Consider the following 25,418-nt stretch of genomic DNA (forward strand, 5'->3'; position numbering starts at 1 on the left):
TCAAACAACTTCCGGGGCTAAAGAAACTATCCGCATAAACTGCCTATCTCGCAATTCGCGACCAACAGGCCCAAAAATACGTGTACCCCGAGGCACATTTTGATTGTTGATTAACACGGCAGCATTATCGTCAAAGCGAATAACCGTACCATCTTCTCTGGCAACTTCTTTCCTGGTACGAACCACAACTGCTCGTACCACTTCTCCCTTTTTAACATTGGAGTTAGGTTCAGCTTCTTTCACCGAAGCAATAATTATATCACCAATACTTGCATAACGACGATTCGAACCACCCATAACCCTTATGCACATTATTTTTTTGGCTCCAGTATTATCAGCAACCTCAAGCATTGTAGTTGGTTGAATCAATTTCCTCTCCTCCCTCTTCTACACTTCTTTCCAGAACAGTCACTACTCTCCAGCGCTTGGTTTTGCTGAGTGGTCGAGTTTCTTCAATAAGCACCTTATCGCCAAGTTTACAGGTATTAGCTTCATCATGAGCCTTAAATTTGCGTTTTCTTTTGACTTTCTTGCCATAGAGAGGATGCTCGCTTAAGCGAATCACTTCCACCACCACTGTTTTATCCATAGCGTCACTTATCACTGTGCCAACCAATCTCTTGGGACCTGGCATGTTATTGAACCTCCCGCTGTTTAGCCGCTAATTCTCGTTCTCGCTGAATAGTTTTAATCCTTGCAATATCCCGTTTTACCAATCTTATCCGACGAGGATTCCTGAGTTGCCCAGTAATAGCTTGAAAACGTAAGTTAAAAAGCTCTGTACGTAAATCTTTTAATTTTTGATTGAGTTCCTCATCGGTCATGTTACGCAGTTCGGAAGCCTTCATCACAATCACCACCTATTCCGTCTGTCGTTCAACTATACGGGTTTTAACAGGCAACTTAAATGAGGCAACCCTTAAAGCTTCAAATGCTGTTTCACGATCCACTCCAGCAATTTCGAAAAGAATTCTTCCTGGCTTCACCACTGCAACCCAACCCTCTACGGGGCCTTTACCCTTACCCATTCTTGATTCAGTGGGCTTTTTGGTGTATGGCTTATCAGGGAAAATGCGAATCCAGATTTTTCCTTTCTTAATATGCCTTGATATCGCGACTCGTGCAGCCTCTATTTGGGGATTGGTAATCCAAGCTGGCTGTAAAGCCTGCAAACCAAAATCTCCAAAGTCAACTTCACACCCTCTATAAGCAACTCCGGTCATTCTACCACGATGCTGTTTTCTATACTTAACTCTCTTCGGTATCAACATAGTCCTCAAGCTCCTCCTCGTAAATTTCCTCCTGGGGCATAGTAATTTCTCCTTCCAGGGTTTCGCCAGGAGAGATTACCTCACCCTTAAAGATCCATACCTTAACGCCAATTTTTCCATAAGTAGTAAGAGCTTCAGCAAATCCGTAATCAATATCAGCTCTGAGTGTATGCAAAGGCAAACGACCTTCTCGATACCATTCTTCTCGAGCTATTTCTGCTCCTCCCAGTCGCCCTGAACAAGAAATCTTAATGCCTTTAGCCCCCATTCTCAAAGCACGAGCAATAGCCTGTTTCATAGCTCTACGGTAAGAGATACGTCGCTCAATCTGAAAAGCAATGTTCTCTGCAACCAACTGGGCATCAATCTCAGGCACGGGAACTTCCTCAACTGAAATCTGGATGTTTTTGTTGCCTACCATATCCTGTATTTCTTGCCTGAGCTTTTCCACCTCAGAACCTTTTCTCCCAATTACTATTCCCGGGCGAGCTGTTTTGATCACTATCTTTAGCTGGTTCGCCAAGCGCTCGATATTGATTTGCGAAACACCAGCGCGGTATAGTTTTTCTTTAATGTAACGACGAATTTTTAAGTCCTCAAGAAGGAAATCACGATATTTATCTTCCGAAAACCAGCGCGACTGCCAATCCTTGACTATGCCCAATCTAAGACCAATAGGATTTACTTTTTGTCCCAAGTTAACGTCCCTCCTCCGCTTCGGCAACATAGACAGTAATATGCGATGTTCTCTTGCGAATGATATCAGCACGACCCATAGCTCTTGGTCTCACTCGTTTCATGGTGGGACCAGTATCAACGTAAGCTCTGGAAACGATAAGCTTTTCGACGTCAAGGTTCCAGTTATTTTCGGCATTAGCAATAGCAGACTGTAACACCTTTTTCACCAGGCGAGCCGATTTTTTAGGAATAAAGCTCAAGATACTCAACGCTTCCTGAGCACTTTTGCCCTTTATAAGGTTTACCGCTTGTCTAGCTTTTCTGGGTGAAATACGAACATGCCGAGCTACTGCTCTAACTTCCATTATCAATACCTCCCCTACTTAAGCGCGGTAGAGCGCTCTGTGGGATTACCATGGCCTCTAAAAGTTCGTGTTGGAGCAAATTCTCCCAATCTGTGACCAACCATCTGCTCAGTTATGTATACAGGAACATGCTTGCGACCATTGTAAACCGCAATGGTATGTCCTACCATTTCAGGAATAATCACACATGCTCTGCACCAAGTCTTGATCACTCTTTTCTCGCCTCTTTTATTAAGCTCTTCTATTCTCTTCCTGAGTTTTGGATCGACAAAAGGTCCTTTCTTGGTTGACCTACCCACCTGTTATTCGCCCCCTACTTTCTTCTTTTAACAATCCACTTATCGGTTTGTTTATTCTTTCTGGTTTTAAATCCTTTCGTCAGAAGGCCCCAGGGGCTAACCGGTTGCCGTCCTCCGTGAGCCCGCCCTTCACCACCACCGTGAGGATGATCAATGGGGTTCATAGCAACACCACGAACTGTGGGCCGTATCCCCAACCAGCGTTTCCTCCCCGCTTTACCAATGGTAATGTTTTCATGATCGACGTTGCCCACCTGTCCTACCGTGGCAAAACAATCCAAGTGCACCAGTCTAATTTCTCCCGAAGCCAGACGAACTTGAGCATAATCGCCTTCTTTCGCCATCAGTTGAGCATAAGCTCCAGCTGCCCTGGCTAACTGTCCTCCTTTTCCCCTGCGAAGCTCAATGTTGTGGATGATGGTACCCACCGGGATGTTCCTGAGCGGTAAAGCATTTCCAGGTCTAATATCAACGTTCTCACCGCTCATCAATACATCTCCAACCTTCACACCCAAAGGAGCCAAAATATAACGCTTCTCACCATCAGCATATTTGAGAAGAGCAATCCGTGCTGAGCGATTAGGATCATACTCTATGCTCTCCACAGTAGCTGGAATGTTAAATTTATCTCTTTTAAAATCAATTAAGCGATACTTTCTTTTGTGACCGCCACCGCGATGCCTTACTGAAATTCTCCCCTGATTATCACGTCCAGCTTTCCGCTTCAAGGACACCAAGAGGGATTTCTGGGGTTCAGCTCCCGGCGTAAGTTCTTCAAAGGTATACCCGGTCATCTGTCTTCTACCAGGTGTTACTGGTTTATATTCTTTAATGCTCGCCATCCTACTCGCTCCTTTTGCTCCGCTTAACTTATATCAAAGGCTTTAATTCTTTCACCAGGTTTCACATAGACAATAGCTTTTTTCCAGGAAGCAGTTCTACCCTCAAACCTACCTAACCTTTTCTTCTTGCCTGGAACATTCACGGTATTAACCTTCAAAACAGTAACTCCAAACATCTCCTGAACGGCTTTTTTAATTTCACTCTTGGTAGCTTTAGGGTTAACCTTGAAAACATATTTATTCTCTTCCTGGAGCTTTACTGCCTTCTCGGTAATTATTGGGTGTATGATGATCTCTCTATCCACACTCATTTATTTAACACCTCCCACAAAGAGAGGAAAGCCGGCTTCTCAAAAACCACATTTTCAAATTTCAAAAGATGATAGGTAGATACAGAGTTAACAGGTAGCACGTCAACATTTTCGAGATTAGAAAAAGACCGTAAAACATTTTCGTTCTTGGAGACAGTTACCACCAGTGTGCTTCCTTTTAAACCCAAATTAGTTAAAAGCTTGACTGCTTCTTTGGTTTTCGGTTGTTCCAGCAAAAGATTCTCCACTACACGTAAGCTTCCCTCTTTTATTTTTGCAAGCAGCGATTGTAGCATTGCCTGACGCTTCTCTTTTTTGTTAAGAGAAAAGTAATAAGAGCGAGGACGAGGCCCAAAAACCACTCCTCCGCCACGCCATATAGGGGAACGTATACTTCCATGTCTTGCTCTTCCGGTGCCTTTTTGACGCCAGGGTTTTCTCCCTCCACCACTGACTTCTCCCCGAGTCTTGGTTTTTACCGTTCCTCTTCTTTGGTTATCAAGATAGGATTTAACAGCGAGAAATAAGAGATGGGTATTCATTCCTTCATCAACCATCTCTTCAATAACCAGCTGGTCCACCGTTTTACCTTCTCTATCGAACACCGCTATTTCCATCCTATTTCTCCTCCCATGCTAAGAAGCACATTTTTTGATGAGAACAGTGCCTCCTGTGGGACCAGGGACTGCTCCCTTCACCAAGAGCAAGTTTCTTTCTTCGTTCACAGCCACCACTTCTAAGTTGCGAACAGTAACTCTCTCTCCACCCATGCGACCAGGCAAACCTTTACCTTTGAACACTCGTTCTGGGTCCGTCGCGCCAATAGAACCAGGGCGACGATAGAACATCGAACCGTGAGAAGCAGGTCCACCTCCATAGCCAAAGCGCTTGACAACTCCAGCAAAACCCTTGCCTTTAGATTGTCCAGTAACGTTTACCCGATCACCAACCTTAAAACCACTTACTTTGAGTTCCTGTCCTACTTGATAATTTTCTGTATCCTTAAATCTAAACTCTCTGAAAATTCGCAGAGGTGGGAGGTTGGCCTTTTTCAAAATTCCAAGCAACGGTTTATTAAGCTTCTTTTCTCTGGTCTCTCCATAACTAAGCTTCAGGGCTTCGTAACCATCTACTTCCCTGGTTTTTTTCTGAACCACGAAACAGGGGCCACATTTGATAACTGTAACCGGAATAACTCGGCCAGCCTGGTCAAACACCCTCGTCATGCCTATTTTTTCACCAATCATGCCATACTCAACCACTTTCATCTCTCTCTCTCCTTCCACCCCAGTGCTACAGCTTTATCTCTATATCCACACCAGCAGGCAAATCCAGATGCATCAATGCATCGACAGTCTTAGGGTTAGGGTCAATGATATCTATCATTCTTTTGTGAGTCCTTATTTCAAACTGTTCCCGAGACTTTTTGTCGACGTGAGGAGAACGCAAAACAGTATATCTCACGATCTCTGTAGGCAGAGGTATAGGCCCTGCTACCCGAGCACCTGTTCTTTCCGCTGTATGAACAATCTCCAAAGCCGACTGATCCAGGATTTTATGATCGTAAGCCTTTAACTTTATCCTTATTCTCTGGGCCACTTTCCATGCCTCCCCAAAAATTCAAATATGAACACAGCAACCTCCACAGTTACTCTATAATCTCAGTTACTACACCTGCTCCAACCGTTCTACCACCTTCACGAATAGCAAAGCGCAATCCTTTCTCCATGGCAATGGGGTAGATGAGCTTTACTTCCAGGTTGGCATTGTCTCCAGGCATGACCATTTCCACACCTTCAGGGAGCTTGATTTCTCCAGTAACGTCAGTGGTGCGGAAATAGAACTGGGGACGATAACCGTTGAAGAAGGGGGTATGTCGTCCACCCTCTTCTTTGGTGAGCACATAGACTTCAGCTTTGAAGTGGGTATGTGGAGTGATAGAACCAGGTGCAGCCAGAACCTGTCCTCGCTCTACCTCTTTCTTCTCAATACCTCGCAGCAGAACACCAATGTTGTCTCCGGCCTGGGCTTCATCGAGGATTTTGCGGAACATCTCAATGCCAGTGACCACAGTCTTTTTGATCTCATGGGAAAGTCCCACGATTTCCACCTGGTCACCAAGGTGCAGGACTCCACGCTCCACTCTTCCGGTAACCACAGTACCACGACCGGTGATGGAGAAAACGTCCTCGATAGGCATCAGGAAGGGTTTGTCCAGTTCACGCTGGGGAAGAGGAATGTATTCATCCATGGCATCCAGGAGTTCCCAGATTTTACCACACCACTCACACTCCCGCTTACCACAGCCACATTCCAAGGCTTTGAGAGCACTGCCTACCACTACCGGTACATCGTCTCCTGGGAACTCATAACGGTTAAGGAGATCTCGCACTTCCATTTCCACCAGCTCTATGAGCTCTGGGTCATCCACCATGTCAGCTTTATTCATGAAGACTACAATGTAGGGCACCTCTACCTGACGGGAGAGGAGAATGTGCTCCCGGGTCTGAGGCATAGGACCATCAGCAGCAGAGACCACCAAGATGGCACCATCCATCTGGGCAGCTCCAGTAATCATGTTCTTGACGTAGTCAGCATGCCCAGGGCAGTCGATGTGGGCATAGTGCCTTTTTTCAGTCTCATACTCCACGTGGGCAATGGCAATGGTGATACCTCGCTCCCTTTCTTCAGGAGCTTTGTCAATCTGCTCGAAAGGTGTGTAGTTTGCCAGTCCCGCCTTGGAAAGCACCATAGTTATTGCCGCAGTGAGCGTGGTCTTTCCATGGTCGACATGTCCAATGGTTCCCACATTGACATGGGGCTTTTTCCGTTCAAACTTTTGCTTGGCCATAGGAATCCTCCTCGTTTCAAGTCTTTTCTAATTTATTTGAACTTGCTAATTATTTCCTTAGCAATGTTAGGAGGCACTTCTTGATAATGAGAAAATTGCATGGTGTAGTTTGCTCGACCCTGGGTGATAGAACGAAGCGCCGTTGCATAACCAAAAAGTTCGGCCAAGGGTACCTTGGCGTTAACAATCTGTAACTCACCCTTGGGTTCCACACCATCTACCCGACCCCTTCGGGCGCTTAAATCACCGATTACATCACCCAGGTACTCCTTAGGCGTAACCACCTGAACCCTCATAATCGGTTCCAACAAAACTGGCTCTGCTTTCTTAATGGCCTCCTTAACGCCAATCGCACCAGCTATCTTAAAAGCAATGTCTGAAGAATCAACCGGGTGATAGGAACCGTCAACCAGTCTTACCTTTATGTTAATAACCGGGAAGCCGGCAAGAACACCGTTATCGAGGGCTTCGCGAACACCAGACTCCACAGCTGGTATGTATTCCCTGGGAATTGCTCCCCCAACGATACGGTCCTCAAAAACAAAGTTCTCCTCACAGGGCTCGACCTCCAGCACCACATGACCATACTGGCCACGACCACCAGTCTGGCGAACAAACCTTCCCTCAGCGCGCGCAGAAGAGCGTATGGTTTCTTTATAGGCAACCTGAGGCTGACCTATGTTAGCCTGAACCTTAAACTCTCTAAGCAATCTATCAACAATTATCTCAAGATGTAGTTCTCCCATGCCAGAAATTATGGTCTGCGCCGTTTCTTCGTCGGTTCTAACTTTAAAAGTGGGATCCTCCTCTGCCAGTTTTGCAAGTGCAATGCTCAGCTTATCCTGGTCTTGGCGCGTCTTGGGCTCGATGGCCACCGAGATAACCGGCTCAGGAAAGGCAAGAGACTCAAGAACTACAGGATGTTCCTCATCACACAAAGTGTCACCAGTAGTAGCACTCCTCATTCCCACTACACCACACAAATCTCCTGCTTTCGCTTCTGCAACATCCTCCCGGTGGTTAGCATGAATAACCAGTAAACGACTAACTCTTTCTTTCACGCCTTTAGAAGCATTAAACACGTAACTACCACTCTTTATAGTGCCCGAATAAATTCGAATGAAAGAGATCTTGCCAGCATGGGGATCCATGAGAATCTTAAATACTAAAGCCGCAAAAGGTTCTTCAGGTAAAGGACGACGTTCCACTTTTTCCCCAGTAACGGGATTCTTACCAACGACTGGTGGCAAATCAAGAGGTGAAGGTAAATACCAGGTTACTGCATCCAGCAACGGTTGAATACATTTATTCTTGAGCGCAGAACCTCCAAGGACCGGAACGAATTCACCCGAAATGACTTTAGCTCTGATTACCTGACGAATATCCTCAGGAGTGATGGTATCCTCAAAATACCTCTCCATGAACTGTTCATCGAGTTCCGAAAGAGCTTCCAGTAAAGCCTCTCTCCATTTTCTTGCTTCTTCTATATACTCTGAAGGGATATCAGAAACTCTATATTGTATGCCTTCCTCATCCACGTCATACAAATAAGCTCGCATTTCAATAAGGTCAACAACCCCCACGAAATCAGCCTCTCTGCCTATGGGAATCTGGACTGGATGAGCGTTGGCGCTAAGCTTTTTACGCATAGCATCGACAACGGCATAGAAATCAGCACCAATCCGATCAAGCTTGTTAACAAAAGCAATGCGAGGCACCTTGTAGCGGTCTGCCTGATGCCAAACCGTCTCCGACTGAGGCTCCACACCTCCAACCCCGCAAAAAACAGCTATTGCTCCATCCAGAACTCTCAAACTTCTTTCGACTTCTACCGTAAAGTCCACATGCCCAGGCGTATCGATGATATTAATCCTACAATCTCTCCAAAAGCAAGTAGTTACCGCAGAACTTATAGTAATGCCTCGTTCTTGTTCCTGAGGCAAGAAATCCATGGTAGCTGTCCCTTCGTGGACCTCTCCAATGCGGTGTATTTTCCCAGTGTAATACAGTATACGTTCAGTAACTGTAGTCTTACCAGCATCAATATGTGCCATAATTCCAATGTTTCTTACTTTAGCAATATCAAAGTCTTCGAACTTTTCAGCTTTATTGTTTGCAATCACTTTACTCAAATCGCCTCATCCCCACTCCAACGTTGGTATTCAGTTTTTAAAACCATCTATAATGAGCAAAAGCCTTGTTGGCTTCAGCCATGCGGTGAGTATCTTCCCGCTTCTTACAAGCACCGCCAGTACCGTTGGCTGCATCAATAATTTCATTCGCCAGCTTTTCAATCATATTTCTCCCTGCTCGTTCTCTGCTTGCATTTACCAGCCAGCGAATACCAAGACTTTTGCTTCTTTCAGGACGTACCTCAATAGGTACTTGATAGTTAGCGCCACCAACCCTACGAGGACGAACCTCCACAAGTGGCATAACATTCTCCAGTGCCTGGTAGTATACTTCCAAGGGGTCGCGTTTTGTCTTTTCTCTAATAATTTCAAAAGCTCCATAAACTATTTTTTCCGCTATGCTTTTCTTCCCATCCTTCATTACCTTGTTAATAAGACGCGCCACATCCACACTGTTGTAAACTGGATCAGGCGGTATTTCTCTTTTAGGAACAGGTCCTTTCCGTGGCAAACCCACTCACTCCTTCTTCAGGATTTAGGTCTTTTGGCACCGTATTTGGAACGTGCCTGTTTTCTATTTTCAACTCCCGCAGCATCAAGAGCCCCTCGAATAATGTGATAGCGTACTCCGGGAAGGTCTTTAACTCTTCCACCGCGAATAAGTACAATGGAATGCTCCTGTAGGTTGTGGCCTATACCAGGTATGTAGGCAGTTACCTCAATACCATTGGTCAATCGAACCCTGGCAACCTTACGCAATGCCGAATTAGGTTTTTTAGGGGTAATAGTCCAAACTCGAGTGCATACTCCCCTTTTCTGGGGAGAACCCTTAAGAGCCGGAGCACTGCTTTTCTTTTTAGGTTTTTTTCTTCCTACTCTCACCAATTGATTAATGGTAGGCATCTCCATCCTCCCTTATCTTAGATACTTTTGGCTCTACATTTTTATCTCAAAATGGCGGCACAAGAAGCGCCAACCTCAATACCACAAGCCTTGCCTAACTCTTCTGCACTATCAACATACTCCAAAGGTATGTCTTTTTCTCTCGCCAAAGATATAACTTCCTCCAGGATTTCACTATCTACGTCACTGGCAACAAAAACTTTCGACACTTTATCCCTTTGAAGAGCCTTCAAAGTTTGCCGCATTCCAACCACTTTATCTGAACTCCAGAGTTCCTGCAGAGCCATTTAAACTCTCCTCCAGAGCAACGGAGCAATTTTAACAACATTTATTCAGCCTGTCAATATTATTCAGCATCTTCTTCCTCATCAGCATCGAAAATTCCTTCTTCCAGAGAATCTTCTTCATCCATCTCTTCCATCGCTCTTTCTTCTGCTCCCATAAGTTCTTTCCAGTCAATCAACTCTTCACTCTCTGGCAAAACCGACTGCTCTTTGGAAACATCTTCTGTGGAGAGTCTCAACTTTCGGTACTTCTCAAAACCAGTACCCGCTGGAATGATTTTGCCGATGATTACATTTTCTTTCAGGCCCACCAACTCGTCTACTTTTCCTTTTATGGCAGAATCAGCCAGAACATGAGTAGTTTGCTGGAAAGAAGCTGCTGACAGGAAACTTTCCACGGCTAACGAAGCTTTCGTTATGCCCAGAACCACAGGACCTCCAGTAGCAACTTGTTTTAAAGAGGGAAGATATATAAACTCCTGAATAAGCGCCCGGGTTTCCTTCTCCCCTTCCACTTCTCGAAGGAAAATCACTTCCACGTTATCTTCAGCAATACGGAGCGCCGTTTCCCTGTCTATAACCTGCCCTGCTTTAACCAGAACTTCACCGTTGCTACCCATGATAATATCCTGAGCTGCTACTTTCCCAGCCACTTCTTTTTCAAGCAATTCGCTGAGTCTTCCTTCGATGGAGAAGAACTTACCATCAACTAGAGGTATTTCCTTCACGCCCTCAGCTACCAATCTACGCGCAATGCTACGACTTATGGTTTGTCCAGCCTGAACAATTAATTCTCCAGTTCTGGGGCTGACTATATCTTGAGCCACTTCCTGACCAAGGATTTCGTCTCTGACAATCCGAATCAGATTATCCTTAATTGGGAAAAAGCGAACGTTCTTCCACACCACTACTTTTTCAATTTCATGATCCTGCAACAAATCGAGATGGTGATCTTCCAATTTGGTATCAGCAGGGATAAGCACCTCTCCAGACTGGGGATCTTTAACATCTTCAGCAAGAATTGCGCCACGCAAACGTTTCCATATTTCCTTTTCCCTTATTTTCAGAAAAACAGGCCCCATTTCAGCGATTTTATCAATTATTGCTTCGTTAATCTCTTCACCAGCCTTGACAACGGTTTTTCCCTCTCGGTCTTTAAGCTCTTCAAAGCAAACTTTACCTCTTAACTCTGCTCTAAGGCTGCGATAGCCTCTGATGACCTTTGCCAGAGTCCCATCTTTCGTCTCGACCGAAAAGGGTTTGCATTCCACAGAAAGTATTTTTTCAAGAGCATCTCCGTTAAGTTCTTGATCTTTTTTCACCACAAGCTGATCGGAAAAATCGAAAACATCCTCGTGCAAAGTTAAGTCTTCAAAAAGCCGTTCCGCTTCTTCAAGAAGCAAACGGTTCTCCTCTCGAATTCGGTTATTCTCTCTCTCAAAATCCTCAATATGCACCAATTCTCCAGAAAGGAGCTCAGTATCACCTGCGTCCTCAACCTTGACCTTGTTAAGGCGAGCTATCTGACGTACTATGACCTCAATATGTTTATCGTTAATATTGACTCCTTGGGAAAGGTAAACTGACTGGATTTCCTCTACCAGATACCTCTGTACCTCACGAATACCTTTTATCCTGAGAATATCTCGGGGATTAATGGGTCCAAAAGTGAGTCGATCCCCAGCCTTTACTTCATCACCCTCAGTCACACATACTCTTACATCGTGAGGTACCAGGTAAGTCCTAATCGTTTGGTCTTCTTCGTCTTCAAGGGGTTTCACGTATATTTTCTTTCTGTTGCCTACGATCTCGATCTTTTCAACCACTCCATCCACATCAGAGAGTACTGCCGCCTTTTTGGGTTTACGAACTTCAAAAAGCTGTTCCACTCTTGGCAAACCCTGTGTAATATCTTCTCCAGCTATTCGCACACCACCAGTGTGGAAGGTACGCATAGTGAGCTGAGTACCTGGTTCTCCAATCGACTGTGCCGCAACAATACCCACCGCTTCACCCAGGTCCACCAGCTTACCGGTAGCCAAATTACGGCCATAACACTTAGCGCAAACGCCATAGCGAGTTTTACAGGTAAGAACCGAACGTACCCAAGCTTCTCTGATGCCCTTCTCTTTCATTCTGGCAATGGCATCTTCATTGATTTCTTCACCAGCTCTGACAATGATCTCTCCGTTCTCAGGGTCTTGAATATCTCGCAATGCTGTTCTTCCCAGAACGCGCTCTTCAAAAGACTCAACCACGTTTTTATTTTCATCCAACAGATCTGTGACCAGGATACCATCATCCACACCACAGTCGTACTCTCTGACGATAACATCTTGAGCTACATCGACCAAGCGACGGGTTAAGTAACCAGATTTTGCAGTTCTCAAGGCAGTATCAGCAAGTCCTTTCCTTGCGCCATGGGTGGAAATAAAGTACTCGAGAACACTCAAGCCTTCCCGGAAGTTAGCCTTGATGGGATAGTCAATAATTCTACCAGAGGGATCTGCCATGAGACCTCGCATTCCCGCAAGCTGACTAACCTGGCGGATGCTGCCTCTGGCTCCTGAGGTAGCCATCATGTTAACAGGGTTGAAATCATCCAGATTGCGAAGTATGGCATCGGCAATCTTGTTTGAAGCTTCAGTCCAAACATCAATAACCTTCTGCTCTCTTTCTTCTGAAGTAATTAAACCCTCACTATAGTGTTCGTTGATTTCTGCTACTTTTCTCGTTGCCTCTTCGATAATCTCGGCTTTCTGAGAAGGTACTTCAAGGTCCAGCACTCCAATAGTTGAACCAGAACGAGTGGCATAGTGAAAGCCGGTTTCCTTAATGCGGTCTAACATTTCTACCGTAACCTGATTGCCAAATTTCCGGTAACAAAGACTAATTATCTCTAAAAGCTTCTTTTTGGTTACTGGTTCATTATAGTAAGGCATCCCTTCGGGTAATAACTGATTAAAAATGACTCTACCTACAGTGGTAAACTCTACCTCCGGATGCTTCTGGGTGACTTCTTTAATCCTGATGGGTTCATGAAGGTCCACTTTCCCAAAATCATAAGCAAGTAAGGCATCGTCAATGGTTAAAAACGCTTTTTTCTTCTCATAGTTCTTTGAACTCAACAAAGTCATGTAGTAACAACCCAGAACCATATCCTGCCCAGGTACCGCTACCGGATTACCGTTAGCAGGTGAAAGGATATTATGCGAAGAAAGCATAATTATCTGGGCCTCAGCCTGAGCCTCAAGAGAAAGAGGTACATGGACCGCCATCTGGTCTCCGTCAAAGTCTGCATTAAAGGGAGGACAAACCAAAGGATGCAATTGAATAGCATTGCCCTCCACCAGGACTGGCTGGAAGGCCTGAATACTCAAACGATGCAAAGTAGGAGCACGGTTAAGCAGTACCGGGTGTTCTGCGATAACCTCTTCCAGAGCTTCCCAAACTTCATCCCTGGCTTTGTCAACCATGCGCTTGGCACTCTTTATATTATGAGCATAACCCTTGTCCACCAGTTTTTTCATCACAAAGGGCTTGAAAAGTTCCAGGGCCATCTTCTTGGGAAGACCGCACTGGTCAAATCGCAAACGCGGTCCAGAAACAATTACTGAGCGTCCGGAATAGTCCACACGCTTACCCAGAAGGTTTTGGCGAAAACGACCTTTTTTACCCCTAAGCATATCGCTTAAGGATTTAAGCGGTCGATTCCCTGTGCCCAGAACCGCTCTCCCTCGGCGTCCATTATCAAAAAGAGCATCAACTGCTTCCTGGAGCATTCTCTTTTCGTTTTTGATAATGATCTCTGGAGCCCCCAACTGCAGTAATCGCTTTAAGCGATTATTGCGGTTAATCACCCGACGATAAAGGTCATTGAGGTCCGAAGTGGCAAAGCGACCACCATCAAGCTGTACCATGGGCCGGAGATCTGGAGGTAGAACGGGTATAACTTCGAGAATCATCCATTCTGGCTTGTTACCCGACTTACAGAAAGCCTCAACAACTTCCAGTCTCTTAATGATTTTCTTGGCTTTCTGCCCTGAAGCTTCTTTAAGTTCCTTGCGCAGTTCTCTCGCCAATTGATGAACATCTATGCTCTTCAAAATTTCTCGGACTGCTTCAGCTCCCACTCCAGCTTTAAAATCAGGGTCATATTTCGAAAGCAACTTAGCTTCAGTTTCCAAAATCATTTGAGCCTTTTTGAGACCCGTTTTACCTGGGTCAATGATGATATAACAGGGTTCCTCAACTGTATCAGTAAGGGGTGTCTCTTCAAAAAGATTACCAAAGGTTTCCCTGAGCTTTTGCACTTCGGATTCAGAAAGGACTTCATCTCTTTGGTAAGGAAAAGCTCTTACGTCAACTACTTCAAAATGCTCTTCATCTATCTCCTCTACCGAAAAACTATTCTTATACTTGGAACGGTAACGAGTGTACTCTTTAAGGTTGAGGCGGTCGCCTACTGAAAATGGCAATTCGTGAACCTCGGTGATTCTGTAAGCAGGCTCAGCAACAAAATCAAAATCGTACTTGCGGTAAATGTCGTACTCGGTCTTGCGAATAATCTGCTCCTCTTTCAAGTCGGTAGAACCGGGATTGATAACTTTATAGCAATCCTCCGTCTTTCTGCCTGAGGCAAAGTAAAGTACCTTTTCCAGGTTTTTGGGCAAAATACCCAGAAGCAAAGCCATTTTACTGGGAATACTCTTAAAATACCAGATGTGTGAAACCGGAGCCGCCAGTTCAATGTGCCCCAGGCGTTCCCTGCGCACCACTGAACGAGTAATTTCAACACCACAGCGATCACAGACTACACCTTTGTTGCGAATTCTTTTGTATTTACCGCAATAGCATTCCCAGTCCTTGGTGGGTCCAAAAATTTTTTCACAGAAAAGACCATCTTTTTCTGGCTTAAGAGTTCGATAGTTTATGGTTTCCGGTTTTTTAACCTCTCCATGAGACCACTTACGGATTTGCTCTGGAGAAGCCAGAGCAATTTTCACCGCACCCAGGTCATTAACGTCTATCAAGAAAGTTTCCTCCTTTGTTCACTTTTTACTTAGATTTTAGATTTGCCCCCAGAGCAGGGGCATCCTCATCAGAATTTTCTATTTCTTCAAGAGAGATTTCTCTTTTTTTGGAATCATAAACTCGCACGTCCAGAGCCAGACTTTGCAGTTCTTTGACCAAAACCTTAAATGATTCAGGCACCGAAGGCTTGAGCACGTTCTGCCCCTTCACAATAGCCTCGTAGGCTTTGACTCTTCCCATGATATCGTCAGACTTAACGGTAAGCATCTCTTGAAGGGTATAAGCAGCTCCATAACCCTCAAGAGCCCACACCTCCATTTCTCCAAAGCGCTGTCCTCCAAACTGCGCTTTCCCACCCAGCGGTTGCTGGGTAACCAGCGAATAAGGACCCGTAGAACGAGCATGAATTTTGGTTTCCACTAAATGAGCAAGTTTCATCATATATATATATCCAACGGTAACTTCGTTATCAAAGGGTTCTCCAGTTCTGCCATCAAAAAGGGTAATTTTAGCATAAGGAAGGATTTCCAGATCGGGAGAAATTCTGGTATCAAACAAATGCTCCTGAGGTGTATTGGTCACAGCCTTGCTTTGATTCAGGGCTTCCAGAATTTCCCACTCCTTGGCCCCATCAAAAGGAGGACTGGCAACAAACTTTCTCTCCCGATTGGCAATCCAGCCCAGATGGGTCTCCAGAATTTGACCAATATTCATTCGCGAAGGCACACCAAGCGGATTTAACACTATATCCACCGGCGTCCCGTCAGGTAAGAAGGGCATGTCCTCTTCAGGAAGAATGCGAGCAATGACCCCTTTGTTGCCGTGTCTTCCAGCCATTTTATCTCCCACAGTGATTTTTCGCTTTTGAGCAACATAAACCTTAACCAGTTTATTGACCCCAGGAGCCAGCTCGTCTCCCGCTTCCCGAGAGAACACCTTAACATCTATCACCTTGCCATATTCTCCATGCGGAACCCTCAAAGAAGTGTCGCGAACTTCACGTGCTTTCTCGCCAAAAATAGCTCGCAACAAACGCTCTTCGGGAGTTAGTTCTGTCTCTCCTTTGGGCGTAACTTTACCAACCAGAATATCGCCCGGCTTGACATTAGCTCCAATGCGGATAATTCCCTCTTCATCAAGATCTTTTAACGCTTCTTCTCCCAAGTTAGGTATATCCCTGGTGATTTCCTCAGGACCCAGTTTGGTGTCACGTGCTTCCACTTCATACTCTTCAATGTGAATAGAAGTAAAAATGTCTTCCTTAACCAAGCGTTCACTAATCAATATCGCGTCTTCAAAGTTTTCTCCTTCCCAGGGCATAAAAGCCACCAAAACATTTCTGCCCAGGGAAATTTCACCCATTGAAGTACATGGACCATCAGCAATTATCTGACCTACCTCCACCCGGTCACCAACTCGAACCAAAGGCTTGTGATTAATGCAGGTGCTTTGATTGGAACGTTGAAATTTATCCAACCAGTAAACGTCCATCAAACCTGAATCTGTTTCTATTTCTATCTTTGAAGCATCCACTTTTCTAACTATGCCGCTGTTGCGAGCCACAACTGTAGCACCTGAATCCTGGGCAACTTTGTACTCCATACCAGTACCAACATAAGGAGGCTGAGTTCTGAGAAGAGGAACTGCCTGACGCTGCATGTTAGTGCCCATTAAGGCTCGGTTTGCATCGTTGTGTTCCAGAAAAGGAATCAAGGAGGCTGAAGCACTAATAATCTGCTGCGGCGAAACATCCATAAACTCAACCTTCTCACGAGGAACTTCTACAATTTTACCCCGAAAGCGAACCACAGCTTTTTCCCCAACAATACGACCCTCAGCATCGACTTCCACATCACAAGGCGCAATATGATACCTGTCTTCCTCGTCGGCAGAAAGATATACCACTTCATCAGTAACCTTACCATTGACCACACGTCGATAAGGAGTTTCCAGAAAACCGAATTCGTTGACCTTAGCATAAACACAAAGAGAAGAAATCAACCCAATGTTGGGTCCTTCAGGAGTTTCAATGGGACACATTCTGCCATAGTGAGTATAATGCACGTCTCTAACTTCAAAGCCCGCACGGTCTCGCTGTAATCCACCCGGTCCAAGCGCGCTCAATCTCCTTTTATGAGTTAGCTCGGAAAGTGGGTTTACCTGGTCCATAAACTGGGATAAGGGGTTACTACCAAAGAATTCCCGGATGGCAGCAACCACAGGGCGAATGTTGATAAGGCTTTGAGGAGTGATTGATTCAGAATCAGTCTGTATAGTCATTCTCTCCCGAATAACCTTTTCAACCCTCAACAAGCCAGTGCGGAACTGGTTTTGTAAAAGCTCTCCCACTGGACGGGCTCGCCGGTTGCCCAGATGGTCAATGTCATCGTCGTATCCTATGCCGTCTATAAGGTTAAGCAGATATCTTAAGCCACCTACTACGTCCTGAGGAGTAAGTGTCCTACCTTTCTTCACTACAACCTTTTCCACTCCAGCTCGCATAAGATAATGAATGCTTTCTATGGTGAGTTCCTCTCCGGCTTTTAAGAAGACTTCCCCCGTTTCCATATCAATGACGTCTTTGCTAAGTATTCTGCCTTCAAGCTCTTCAGAAAGCGTTTCTTCAGTAAAATCCCGCTCTATATAGACTTTAACTGGCAAACCTTCTTCGTTGAAAATTTTTACATACTCAATGGGGTATTCAAGGTTAAGCTTCTCCAGCTTCTGGGCGAGCTCCCGATCTACACGGTCACCCACCCGAGCTACGACTTGAAAACGCTCCTTATCATAAGCGTCAGCAATGAGATTAAAATCCCGAATAACCTTGTGTTCCTCAAGGTCCAGAATTACATCTTCCGCCACTGCTAACTCTTCAACTCCAACCAGTCGTTCTTCAAGTTTCAGCTTATTATTGATTTTGTATCTTCCTACTTCTCCCAAATCATAGTGACGAGGATCAAAAAACAGATATTTTATAAAGTTGCGCGTATTTTCCTCAGTAGGTGGCTCACTGGGCCGCAATCTCCTGAAAATATCTACAACTGCTTCTTTGGTATTTTCGGTGCTATCCCTCTCCAGAGTTCTGCGAATAAAAGGATGATAGTCAAAAAGAGCGAGAATTTCTTCGTCATCACTAAAGCCAAGTGCCCGCACCAAGGTAACAGCGTTTATCTTTCGGCGTTTATCAACCCTGACAAAAATTATGTCTCCAGGGTCAACACCAAACTCTAACCAAGCACCACGGTTAGGGATAATTTTAAAACCATATTCTACCTTGCCAGTTTGGGTTATCTCCTTAGAGAAAAACATGCCCGGGGAACGTATCAACTGAGTTACCACAACTCTTTCAGCCCCGTTAACAACAAAAGTTCCCCGTTCTGTCATGATGGGAAGGTCTCCCATGTATACGTCTTGCTCTTTGATTTCGCCAGTCCTACGGTCAATAAGGCGAATTCTCACATACAAAGGAGAAGCATAAGTCCTACCTCGTTCCTTACACTCCCTTACTGAATAAGGGGGCTCCTCCACACGGTAACCCAGGTATTCAAGAACCAGATTACCTGTGAAGTCCTGGACTGGAAAAATTTCCATAAAGACCTCGTGTAAACCCTGCTTTTTCCTTTGCTCTGGGGGCACGTCTTTTTGCAAAAACCACCGAAAAGATTCCTTCTGAATCTCTACAAAGTCAGGCAAAGGAAAAGAAGAGGGAAGCTTGGCAAAGCTTTGCCTATCGATATATTTTGTGCTCACCCATTACACCACCTTTGAGGGATTAGGCTTAAATCGGGTATACGCCATGCAAGATTAAAATAAGAACTTAACGGAATCTTTTAAAGAAGAAAATCCCAACACTCCCCATTTTTCACAGCACCAGAACAAGCAAGGGCTTATTATAGAAGATTTGTCAATGAGTGTCAACAAATTTTTAAAAATTTTTTGGAACTAAAAAATACCAAATATTTATCTTCCCTGAAAAAGACGCATAGCAAGAACAGCAGGAAGCCCAGCCTCCAGAATTTTTGAAGCGGTTTCCTCGACAGGATAATCCACTCGCCTTACGTAAATTTTCCCTTCTTGAGTATCAAGTACTGCAAAGCAGGCTCTGGGATTGCCATCACGTGGTTGTCCCACGCTACCACAATTCACAAAGTACCTCTTGTCTTTTTCCAGAACGATTACCCCTCCTTCCTTCATGGAAAACTTACGAACTACTCCTTGCTCTCCACTCCAAATATAACCTTCGGCAACGTGGGTGTGAGCAAAAAAGCAGACCTTGAACGAGAAACGTTTGAAATCTCTCAATGCCTGCCGATAATCGGTGAGGTATTCTTCAAGCGGGTCACTGAGTGTGCCATGAACCCCCAGGACTGCTTCTGTCAGAACTTCACGAAGTGGGAAGGATTGTATCAATTCCAAAGCCTTAGTGGGCAGAACTTTTCTGGTCCAGAGGAGTGCTTCATACGCAACAGGGTTAAACCACTCAAGAGAAAGAACACCCGTGCAGGCGGCTTCGTGGTTGCCCATCAGTATTTTTGCTTTTCTTTCCACAAGCCAATTTAAACACTCAGCAGGTTGTGGGCCATAGCCAATAACATCTCCTAGAACATATACCGCATCAACATCTTCAAAAAACCTGGCTATGGCCAGCAGCGCATCAAAATTTCCATGAATATCAGCAAGTATCGCTATGCGCAACTAACGCAACGACCCTTTTATCCTCATAATACTGGTCAGGGAGGAGCGAGCCAGCTCATCAAGCTTGAGAGTTATATACTTAATCGTTTCCTCCAAATTGGGAATTAACACATATTCCAGAGCGTTAACTCGCCTCCGGGTTTTCTCTATTTCAACAGCCAGGAGCTCAATAGCCTTTTCAGCTTCCGCAAGGCGAATCATCAAAGGCAGAACCTTGAAGAAGGAACCAAAGGCTTCATCAACCTCGGCTGGAGTGTGAATCACGCTGTAAGTGTAGGGGTCGCCCTCCACACGCACCTCAAAATGCGGAACTCTCACTCCAGTTATAAAGCGCACTTCCATCTCCAGCTCCAGTCTCTGCTGGGGAAAAACAGTGATGAGCTCCTTATCCTCAGAACGAAGCATCAAAGCAGCTTTGTTTTGTGCCTCGAAAGCTTTCACAATCTCTGCTTCAATCTGTTGGCGGAGGGTGCTGTTTTCCCTAACTATTTTCACAAAATCCTGAATCAAGGCTTCCAGTTTATCTTTCAACAGCTTATGGCCCCTGCGCGCCATGGAAAGTCTATTTCTCAACTTCATCAATTCCATGCGGTTCGGATTTACATTCAAGCGCATCGATTATGCACCTTCGCTCTCAGAAACTTTCTTTCCATAAAACTTGTCAAGATAGGCATCTCTGATACGCTTCAATTCCTCCCTTGGAAGCATCCGCAGGAGATCCCATCCAATCTCAAGAGTCTGTTCTATGCTTCTGTTCTCGTATTCCCCCTGTCGAACAAAACGGTCCTCAAAAGCATCCGCAAATTTCATATACAAACGGTCCAAGTCGGTAAGCGAGCTTTCTCCAAGAATCGCTGCCAATTCCGCAGCCTCTCTACCTCTGGCATAGGCAGCAAACAACTGGTTGGCCACATCCGCATGGTCTTCCCGGGTCTTACCAACACCGATGCCTTTGTCTCGCAAGCGAGAAAGAGAGGGTAAAACATCAATGGGCGGATAAATACCCCTACGGTGAAGTTGCCTGCTAAGAATGATTTGCCCTTCGGTAATGTATCCAGTAAGGTCAGGTATAGGATGCGTTTTATCATCTTCGGGCATGGTCAAAATCGGAATTTGGGTAATAGAACCCTTTTTACCCCTTATTCTTCCAGCCCGTTCATACATGGTAGCAAGGTCGGTGTAAAGATAGCCTGGATAGCCTCTACGGCCAGGTACCTCTCTTCGTGCTGCCGAAACTTCGCGCAATGCTTCACAATAGTTAGTCATGTCAGTAAGCACAACCAAAACCTGCATGTCCATTTCAAAGGCCAGAAACTCGGCAGCAGTCAAAGCCATTCGGGGGGTGATTATCCTTTCTATAGCGGGGTCGTTAGCCAGGTTTACAAAAAGCACCGAGCGTTCTATGGCACCCGTGTTTCTCAGCTCAGATATGAAATAATTCGCCTCCTCAAAGGTGATACCCAAAGCTCCAAATACCACGGCAAACTTTTCTTCTTCTCCCAGCACTTTTGCCTGTCGAGCTATCTGTGCCGCAAGACGAGCATGAGGTAGCCCTGACCCAGAAAATATTGGTAGTTTCTGGCCCCTGACCAGGGTATTAAGACCATCAATGGCAGAAATACCAGTCTGGATAAAATCGATGGGATAATCGCGCGCTACTGGATTGATGGGATTACCATTAATGTCCATCCGGGCATCGGGAACTATCGGAGGACCACCATCTATAGGAACACCAGAACCGCTGAATATTCTACCCAAAATATCCCCGGAAACTGGTAACTCCATAATCCTCCCCAGGAAACGTACCCTGGTTTGGCCAACCCCAATGCCCTCCGTTCCCTCAAAAACCTGCACCAGCGCTCTACCCGCACTGGTCATTAAAACCTGACCTCTCTTGAGGGAACCATCTTGAAGCTCTATCTCCACAATTTCCATGTAACGAGCATCCTGAACTTCCTCAACCACCAGCAAAGGCCCATGAATTTCGGAAACAGTGGTAAACTCTTTATACATTGCTTTCAACCTCGCCCCGCAGTTTTTCTCGAATTTGATTCCGGATTTCCTCGGCAAGTTGTTCTATTTTTTCCAGCTCCTCTTCAGGAACATATTTCATTCTTCCAATTCTCTCACGAGCTGGGATAGCCAGCAGTTCTTTCAATGGCAGTCCCTGCTCAATTGCCTGCATCCCTTCTTGATAATAAACTAAAATGGTACTCAACATGAGGTACTGCTTCTTCAACGAAGTATAGGTATCGATTTCCTGAAAAGCATTTTGCTGGAGAAAGTCCTCGCGAATGGAGCGTGCTATTTCAAGAATAAATCTTTCCCGCGAGGACAGCGATTCCACACCAACCAGACGCACGATTTCTTCCAGCTCGGCTTCCTGCTGCAAAATCCGCATGGCTTCCGCCCGCTTGCTCGAAAAGTCAGCAGCTACTTCTCTTTTCCAGTACTCTTCAAGGTGCTGCAAATAAAGAGAATAACTAATCAACCAGTTAATGGCCGGGAAATGACGACGATACGCCAGACGGTCTTCAAGTCCCCAGAAGACCTGCACCACTCGCAAAGTATTTTGGGTAACCGGCTCAGAAAGGTCTCCTCCCGGAGGAGAAACGGCACCAATAACGCTTAAAGAGCCAGAACGGCCCTCGCTACCCAAACATTGAACTTTACCTGCCCGCTCATAAAAGCTGGCGATTCTTGTACCTAAATAGGCCGGGAAACCTTCTTCACCAGGCATTTCCTCGAGGCGGCCGGAAATCTCACGCATTGCTTCAGCCCAACGTGACGTGGAGTCAGCCATCAGAGCAACGCTATACCCCATATCCCGATAGTATTCAGCAATGGTTATCCCTGTATACACTGAAGCCTCTCGCGCTGCAACCGGCATGTTAGAAGTATTAGCTATTAAAACTGTTCTTTTCATAAGGGGTTCGCCGGTGTAGGGGTCAATGAGTTCGGGAAACTCCATCAGAACGTCTGTCATTTCGTTACCCCGTTCGCCGCAACCTATAAAAACGACCAGGTCAGCGTTAGACCACTTGGCAAGCTGATGCTGCACCACCGTCTTACCACTACCGAAGGGCCCCGGAATGCAGGCTACTCCTCCCTTCGCGATGGGAAAGAAAGTATCTATAACCCGCTGGCCAGTCAACAGAGGCTCATCAAGTGGCAACTTTTTGCGGTAAGGGCGAGGAGTCCTAACTGGCCACCTCTGCAGCATCTTAATTTCTCGACTTTTGCCGTCTTTATCCTCAACAACTGCAATAACTTCTTCAACGGTAAACGCCCCTTCTTTTATTTCTACAACTCTCCCTTCGATGCCAGGAGGAACCATAATACGATGCTTAATGGTCGTAGTTTCCTGTACTTCCCCAAGAATATCTCCAGGTTGCACTTCGCTACCCTCTTTAACCAGCGGTTTAAATTCCCACTTTCTATCCCGTCTGAGAGCAGGAAGTTCTACACCTCGAGCAATAAAGTCTCCAGAGCTTTCTCGTATCAGCTCCAGAGGGCGTTGTGTTCCATCAAAGATACACCCCACGAGTCCCGGACCAAGTTCAACACTTAGTGGCTCATAAGTGCTCACCACCGGCTCTCCAGGCCGGATACCTGCAGTTTCCTCATAGACCTGAATGGTTACCCTATTCCCTTCAACTCCGATAATTTCTCCAAAAAGGCCCTTTTCGCCAACTTTGACCATGTCGTACATTTTAGCTCCATGAAGGTCTTCAGCAATCACCACTGGCCCATTAACACTAAATACACGTCCCGCTTTTTGATTTTTCAACTCCATCATCATTCCTCTCCCTGAAGCAGAATATTGCTTCCAATAGCAAGTTCTACCAGTTTTCTAATAGTATCCCCGCCTTTTCCAATCTCCGCCTTTTTAGTAGGAATGGGGCAAATTACTGGCAAGGCTTCAGAACGCAAATCTTCAAAAAAAGCTTTCAAAACTGGATAAAAACGCCACTCAGTAAAAATAACAGCGTAATTAGCACTTCGTATCTCTTGAAGCATCTCTCGCAACTCTGCATCTTCCTTCACTGCAAAAACATCAAAACCCATGCCTCGAAAACAGAGGGTATTTTCTTCTCCACCCACAAAAGCAAGCTTTACCTTACTCATAGTAGCACTCCCGAATCTTTTGACGTAATACATTCTCGGGCAGTCCAAAGTACTTCCCTTGTAAAACAATACGTAAATTTTTGATATCCAGAGCTTTAGCAAAGAGAAACCCGAGAATGGGTTCAGGCCCAGTAGCAACAATACGGTATGGCTTTAAATGTTGCAAAAGATAGTTATCTATGTTCCTTTCTATGTCTGCTAAAAACGCGGGATCCTCGCGGTATGAACCCTCTTCAGGTAGGAGAAAAGCTAAACCCAAAGAAGCAAAAACTTCCAGAACTTTTTCAGCAGAACCAGTTATCAGTATCGTGAAATCAGAACTTTTCAAAAATGGGTTCTCCAGAAAAATTTTCATCGCCAAATCAAGCTTTCTCTGTTGGAGGCGCAACCGTAAGGCAGCCTGCAGAAGGCTCAACACCACGTAAGCCAGATACCAGTTACGAATAGCCCGACTGCTGGATTCGCTGTACAGCTTCAACAATTCAGCCAGGTAAAATCTATCCATAACCAGCTCGACAGCCTGGATGTTAGAATGCTCTTCATAGGCAGCCATCGCTTCCTGAATGGCTAAACGGTAAGGTTCTGGAACAAACTCTCCGCTTTCACCACTCATAAAACGCAGAATCCTTGACCATTGGAGTGTACCTATTGGAGGTTTTTCCAGGTTTTTTCTGGCCAAAAAAGCCTTGAGCTGCAACTTCAAACCCAGAAAATTGAATTGCATCACGAAAAACTGTGCCAGGTCTTTACCAAGCTTGTGAGATGCTATTTCGTTCACTACCCAAAGATGATGCTCATTAAGTGCTTGATTGAGATCCTCCAATTTATAGCTCAATGCCTGGAATTTTTCCCCAAGATAAGGTACTTCCTGAACTGCTCTGATTGCTTGTTCCAAAGATTCTGCCTTAAGCATAGAATCCAGCACTCTGTAGTTCAAAAGGCTCCTTTCAAGAACCCGAACTCTACCTATCAAATATCCATACTTGCTACTTCTTTCAGGATGCACTTGCAGAAAGGTCTTCATTGAGCAACACCTTGAGCCAGCAATTGAGCAACCAATTGTTCATTGCGACGCAAAAAATCCTCGATAATACTCTCAAAACTTAAATTTACAAAACAACCACCACGTCGAATTAGAAAACCTCTTTCCACCTTTTCCGTTGTGCCACCAAAACTCAGCTTCAAAGATTTTTCAGTGCTCAATGCTTCAACAAAGTCACGACCAAGCCGATTAGCTTCTTCGGGTGCCATGAAAATCTCATCGCCTTCCTGAACATTCTCAAGTAAAAGCTTCTTGCACCATTGAGAGTATACTTCTTCGATTTTCTCAAAAAAGGCCTTTTTCAAAGCCTTCCTTAATTCTTCCAATAATCTATATTTAGCTTCACTAAGCAAGGTTTTGCCTTGCAAACGGGCTTCAGCAAGATAGCGCTGGCTTTCAAGCTCGATCTTTGATTTTGCCTCCTCACGGAGCAATTGCATTCTCTTCCTGACTTCCCTTTCAGCATTCTCTACTCTACGTTCCGCCTCAAGATGCGCTTCCTCAATAATAGATTTTTTTCTTATCTCTGCATCTTCCTCTATTTTACGTAGGATATCCTCAATAGGCATGAAAAAACACGCTC

26 protein-coding genes are annotated in these 25,418 nt (G+C 45.2%); all 26 read right to left on the bottom strand.

Annotation, left to right across the window (positions count from 1 at the left end; genetic code table 11):
• The 26 genes from rplN to ACKTT1_RS08250 all read right to left on the bottom strand — a co-directional run bounded on the left by rplN (position 1) and on the right by ACKTT1_RS08250 (position 25,404).
• Entirely contained in the window at positions 1–369 is a 369-nt protein-coding gene (gene rplN / locus ACKTT1_RS08125) for a 50S ribosomal protein L14 (protein ID WP_369018871.1), read from the bottom strand.
• A complete protein-coding gene (gene rpsQ / locus ACKTT1_RS08130; protein ID WP_369018870.1) occupies positions 344–634 on the bottom strand; it encodes a 30S ribosomal protein S17 in 291 nt (96 codons plus the stop codon). The genes rplN and rpsQ overlap by 26 nt, the downstream gene beginning before the upstream one ends.
• 1 nt (position 635) lies before the next feature.
• Positions 636–848, bottom strand: coding sequence for a 50S ribosomal protein L29 (rpmC, locus tag ACKTT1_RS08135; RefSeq protein ID WP_369018869.1), 213 nt, complete (start codon positions 846–848; stop codon positions 636–638).
• Positions 849–860: 12 nt separating this feature from the next.
• Positions 861–1,271, bottom strand: coding sequence for a 50S ribosomal protein L16 (rplP, locus tag ACKTT1_RS08140; protein WP_369018868.1), 411 nt, complete (start codon positions 1,269–1,271; stop codon positions 861–863).
• Positions 1,249–1,968 carry a 30S ribosomal protein S3 gene (gene rpsC, locus ACKTT1_RS08145; RefSeq protein ID WP_369018867.1) on the bottom strand — a complete coding sequence of 240 codons (720 nt, stop codon included), beginning with the start codon at positions 1,966–1,968 and terminating at the stop codon, positions 1,249–1,251. The genes rplP and rpsC overlap by 23 nt, the downstream gene beginning before the upstream one ends.
• A 1-nt stretch (position 1,969) precedes the next feature.
• A complete protein-coding gene (gene rplV / locus ACKTT1_RS08150) occupies positions 1,970–2,314 on the bottom strand; it encodes a 50S ribosomal protein L22 (RefSeq protein ID WP_369018866.1) in 345 nt (114 codons plus the stop codon).
• Between the two features lie 14 nt (positions 2,315–2,328).
• Complete coding sequence (gene rpsS / locus ACKTT1_RS08155) at positions 2,329–2,613, bottom strand: 30S ribosomal protein S19 (RefSeq protein ID WP_369018865.1); 285 nt, start codon at positions 2,611–2,613, stop codon at positions 2,329–2,331.
• A gap of 14 nt (positions 2,614–2,627) precedes the next feature.
• Positions 2,628–3,455 carry a 50S ribosomal protein L2 gene (gene rplB, locus ACKTT1_RS08160; protein WP_369018864.1) on the bottom strand — a complete coding sequence of 276 codons (828 nt, stop codon included), beginning with the start codon at positions 3,453–3,455 and terminating at the stop codon, positions 2,628–2,630.
• Between the two features lie 23 nt (positions 3,456–3,478).
• A complete protein-coding gene (locus ACKTT1_RS08165) occupies positions 3,479–3,766 on the bottom strand; it encodes a 50S ribosomal protein L23 (protein WP_369018863.1) in 288 nt (95 codons plus the stop codon).
• Positions 3,763–4,383: a 50S ribosomal protein L4 gene (gene rplD / locus ACKTT1_RS08170; protein WP_369018862.1), complete on the bottom strand. Its 621-nt coding sequence runs from the start codon at positions 4,381–4,383 to the stop codon at positions 3,763–3,765. Before rplD ends, ACKTT1_RS08165 begins: the two co-directional genes overlap by 4 nt.
• 18 nt (positions 4,384–4,401) lie before the next feature.
• Positions 4,402–5,034: a 50S ribosomal protein L3 gene (rplC, locus tag ACKTT1_RS08175; RefSeq protein ID WP_369018861.1), complete on the bottom strand. Its 633-nt coding sequence runs from the start codon at positions 5,032–5,034 to the stop codon at positions 4,402–4,404.
• A gap of 25 nt (positions 5,035–5,059) precedes the next feature.
• A complete protein-coding gene (gene rpsJ, locus ACKTT1_RS08180) occupies positions 5,060–5,365 on the bottom strand; it encodes a 30S ribosomal protein S10 (RefSeq protein ID WP_412709221.1) in 306 nt (101 codons plus the stop codon).
• A 49-nt stretch (positions 5,366–5,414) separates the two neighbouring features.
• The gene (tuf, locus tag ACKTT1_RS08185; protein WP_369017822.1) at positions 5,415–6,617 is read right to left on the bottom strand and encodes an elongation factor Tu; all 1,203 of its coding nucleotides are present in this window, start codon (positions 6,615–6,617) and stop codon (positions 5,415–5,417) included.
• A 32-nt stretch (positions 6,618–6,649) separates the two neighbouring features.
• Positions 6,650–8,740, bottom strand: a complete 2,091-nt coding sequence (gene fusA / locus ACKTT1_RS08190) for an elongation factor G (RefSeq protein WP_412710575.1) — start codon at positions 8,738–8,740, stop codon at positions 6,650–6,652.
• A 46-nt stretch (positions 8,741–8,786) separates the two neighbouring features.
• The gene (rpsG, locus tag ACKTT1_RS08195; protein WP_369018859.1) at positions 8,787–9,260 is read right to left on the bottom strand and encodes a 30S ribosomal protein S7; all 474 of its coding nucleotides are present in this window, start codon (positions 9,258–9,260) and stop codon (positions 8,787–8,789) included.
• Positions 9,261–9,277: 17 nt separating this feature from the next.
• Positions 9,278–9,652, bottom strand: coding sequence for a 30S ribosomal protein S12 (gene rpsL / locus ACKTT1_RS08200; RefSeq protein ID WP_369018858.1), 375 nt, complete (start codon positions 9,650–9,652; stop codon positions 9,278–9,280).
• 41 nt (positions 9,653–9,693) lie between these two features.
• Positions 9,694–9,939, bottom strand: coding sequence for a ribosomal L7Ae/L30e/S12e/Gadd45 family protein (locus tag ACKTT1_RS08205; RefSeq protein WP_369018857.1), 246 nt, complete (start codon positions 9,937–9,939; stop codon positions 9,694–9,696).
• A 59-nt stretch (positions 9,940–9,998) separates the two neighbouring features.
• Positions 9,999–14,969 (bottom strand): DNA-directed RNA polymerase subunit beta', encoded by a 4,971-nt coding sequence (gene rpoC / locus ACKTT1_RS08210; protein WP_369018856.1) that lies wholly within the window; start codon positions 14,967–14,969, stop codon positions 9,999–10,001.
• Between the two features lie 25 nt (positions 14,970–14,994).
• Entirely contained in the window at positions 14,995–18,720 is a 3,726-nt protein-coding gene (gene rpoB / locus ACKTT1_RS08215; protein ID WP_369018855.1) for a DNA-directed RNA polymerase subunit beta, read from the bottom strand.
• A 210-nt stretch (positions 18,721–18,930) separates the two neighbouring features.
• The gene (locus tag ACKTT1_RS08220) at positions 18,931–19,665 is read right to left on the bottom strand and encodes a metallophosphoesterase family protein (protein ID WP_369018854.1); all 735 of its coding nucleotides are present in this window, start codon (positions 19,663–19,665) and stop codon (positions 18,931–18,933) included.
• The gene (locus tag ACKTT1_RS08225; protein ID WP_369018853.1) at positions 19,666–20,280 is read right to left on the bottom strand and encodes a V-type ATP synthase subunit D; all 615 of its coding nucleotides are present in this window, start codon (positions 20,278–20,280) and stop codon (positions 19,666–19,668) included. It abuts the gene before it with no gap.
• A gap of 3 nt (positions 20,281–20,283) precedes the next feature.
• Complete coding sequence (locus ACKTT1_RS08230; RefSeq protein WP_369018852.1) at positions 20,284–21,678, bottom strand: V-type ATP synthase subunit B; 1,395 nt, start codon at positions 21,676–21,678, stop codon at positions 20,284–20,286.
• On the bottom strand, positions 21,671–23,467 hold the full coding sequence (locus ACKTT1_RS08235; protein WP_412709222.1) for a V-type ATP synthase subunit A: 1,797 nt from the start codon (positions 23,465–23,467) through the stop codon (positions 21,671–21,673). Before ACKTT1_RS08235 ends, ACKTT1_RS08230 begins: the two co-directional genes overlap by 8 nt.
• Positions 23,464–23,793, bottom strand: a complete 330-nt coding sequence (locus ACKTT1_RS08240) for a V-type ATP synthase subunit F (RefSeq protein WP_369018850.1) — start codon at positions 23,791–23,793, stop codon at positions 23,464–23,466. Before ACKTT1_RS08240 ends, ACKTT1_RS08235 begins: the two co-directional genes overlap by 4 nt.
• Positions 23,786–24,817: a V-type ATPase subunit gene (locus tag ACKTT1_RS08245; protein WP_369018849.1), complete on the bottom strand. Its 1,032-nt coding sequence runs from the start codon at positions 24,815–24,817 to the stop codon at positions 23,786–23,788. Before ACKTT1_RS08245 ends, ACKTT1_RS08240 begins: the two co-directional genes overlap by 8 nt.
• Positions 24,814–25,404 (bottom strand): V-type ATP synthase subunit E, encoded by a 591-nt coding sequence (locus ACKTT1_RS08250; protein WP_369018848.1) that lies wholly within the window; start codon positions 25,402–25,404, stop codon positions 24,814–24,816. The genes ACKTT1_RS08245 and ACKTT1_RS08250 overlap by 4 nt, the downstream gene beginning before the upstream one ends.
• Between the last annotated feature and the right edge of the window lie 14 nt (positions 25,405–25,418).

This window comes from Atrimonas thermophila, from assembly GCF_045864955.1.
Classification (GTDB): Bacteria; Atribacterota; Atribacteria; order Atribacterales; family Thermatribacteraceae; genus Thermatribacter; species Thermatribacter velox.

Excerpts from the sequence above, each read along its gene's own strand:
- rpsQ (WP_369018870.1), bottom strand. The coding sequence starts at position 634 with ATGCCAGGTCCCAAGAGATTGGTTGGCACAGTGATAAGTGACGCTATG.
- rpmC (WP_369018869.1), bottom strand. The coding sequence starts at position 848 with ATGAAGGCTTCCGAACTGCGTAACATGACCGATGAGGAACTCAATCAA.
- rplP (WP_369018868.1), bottom strand. The coding sequence starts at position 1,271 with ATGTTGATACCGAAGAGAGTTAAGTATAGAAAACAGCATCGTGGTAGA.
- rplV (WP_369018866.1), bottom strand. The coding sequence starts at position 2,314 with ATGGAAGTTAGAGCAGTAGCTCGGCATGTTCGTATTTCACCCAGAAAA.
- rplB (WP_369018864.1), bottom strand. The coding sequence starts at position 3,455 with ATGGCGAGCATTAAAGAATATAAACCAGTAACACCTGGTAGAAGACAG.
- ACKTT1_RS08165 (WP_369018863.1), bottom strand. The coding sequence starts at position 3,766 with ATGAGTGTGGATAGAGAGATCATCATACACCCAATAATTACCGAGAAG.
- rplD (WP_369018862.1), bottom strand. The coding sequence starts at position 4,383 with ATGGAAATAGCGGTGTTCGATAGAGAAGGTAAAACGGTGGACCAGCTG.
- rplC (WP_369018861.1), bottom strand. The coding sequence starts at position 5,034 with ATGAAAGTGGTTGAGTATGGCATGATTGGTGAAAAAATAGGCATGACG.
- tuf (WP_369017822.1), bottom strand. The coding sequence starts at position 6,617 with ATGGCCAAGCAAAAGTTTGAACGGAAAAAGCCCCATGTCAATGTGGGA.
- rpsL (WP_369018858.1), bottom strand. The coding sequence starts at position 9,652 with ATGCCTACCATTAATCAATTGGTGAGAGTAGGAAGAAAAAAACCTAAA.
- ACKTT1_RS08205 (WP_369018857.1), bottom strand. The coding sequence starts at position 9,939 with ATGGCTCTGCAGGAACTCTGGAGTTCAGATAAAGTGGTTGGAATGCGG.
- ACKTT1_RS08225 (WP_369018853.1), bottom strand. The coding sequence starts at position 20,280 with ATGCGCTTGAATGTAAATCCGAACCGCATGGAATTGATGAAGTTGAGA.
- ACKTT1_RS08230 (WP_369018852.1), bottom strand. The coding sequence starts at position 21,678 with ATGTATAAAGAGTTTACCACTGTTTCCGAAATTCATGGGCCTTTGCTG.
- ACKTT1_RS08235 (WP_412709222.1), bottom strand. The coding sequence starts at position 23,467 with ATGATGATGGAGTTGAAAAATCAAAAAGCGGGACGTGTATTTAGTGTT.
- ACKTT1_RS08240 (WP_369018850.1), bottom strand. The coding sequence starts at position 23,793 with ATGAGTAAGGTAAAGCTTGCTTTTGTGGGTGGAGAAGAAAATACCCTC.
- ACKTT1_RS08245 (WP_369018849.1), bottom strand. The coding sequence starts at position 24,817 with ATGAAGACCTTTCTGCAAGTGCATCCTGAAAGAAGTAGCAAGTATGGA.
- ACKTT1_RS08250 (WP_369018848.1), bottom strand. The coding sequence starts at position 25,404 with ATGCCTATTGAGGATATCCTACGTAAAATAGAGGAAGATGCAGAGATA.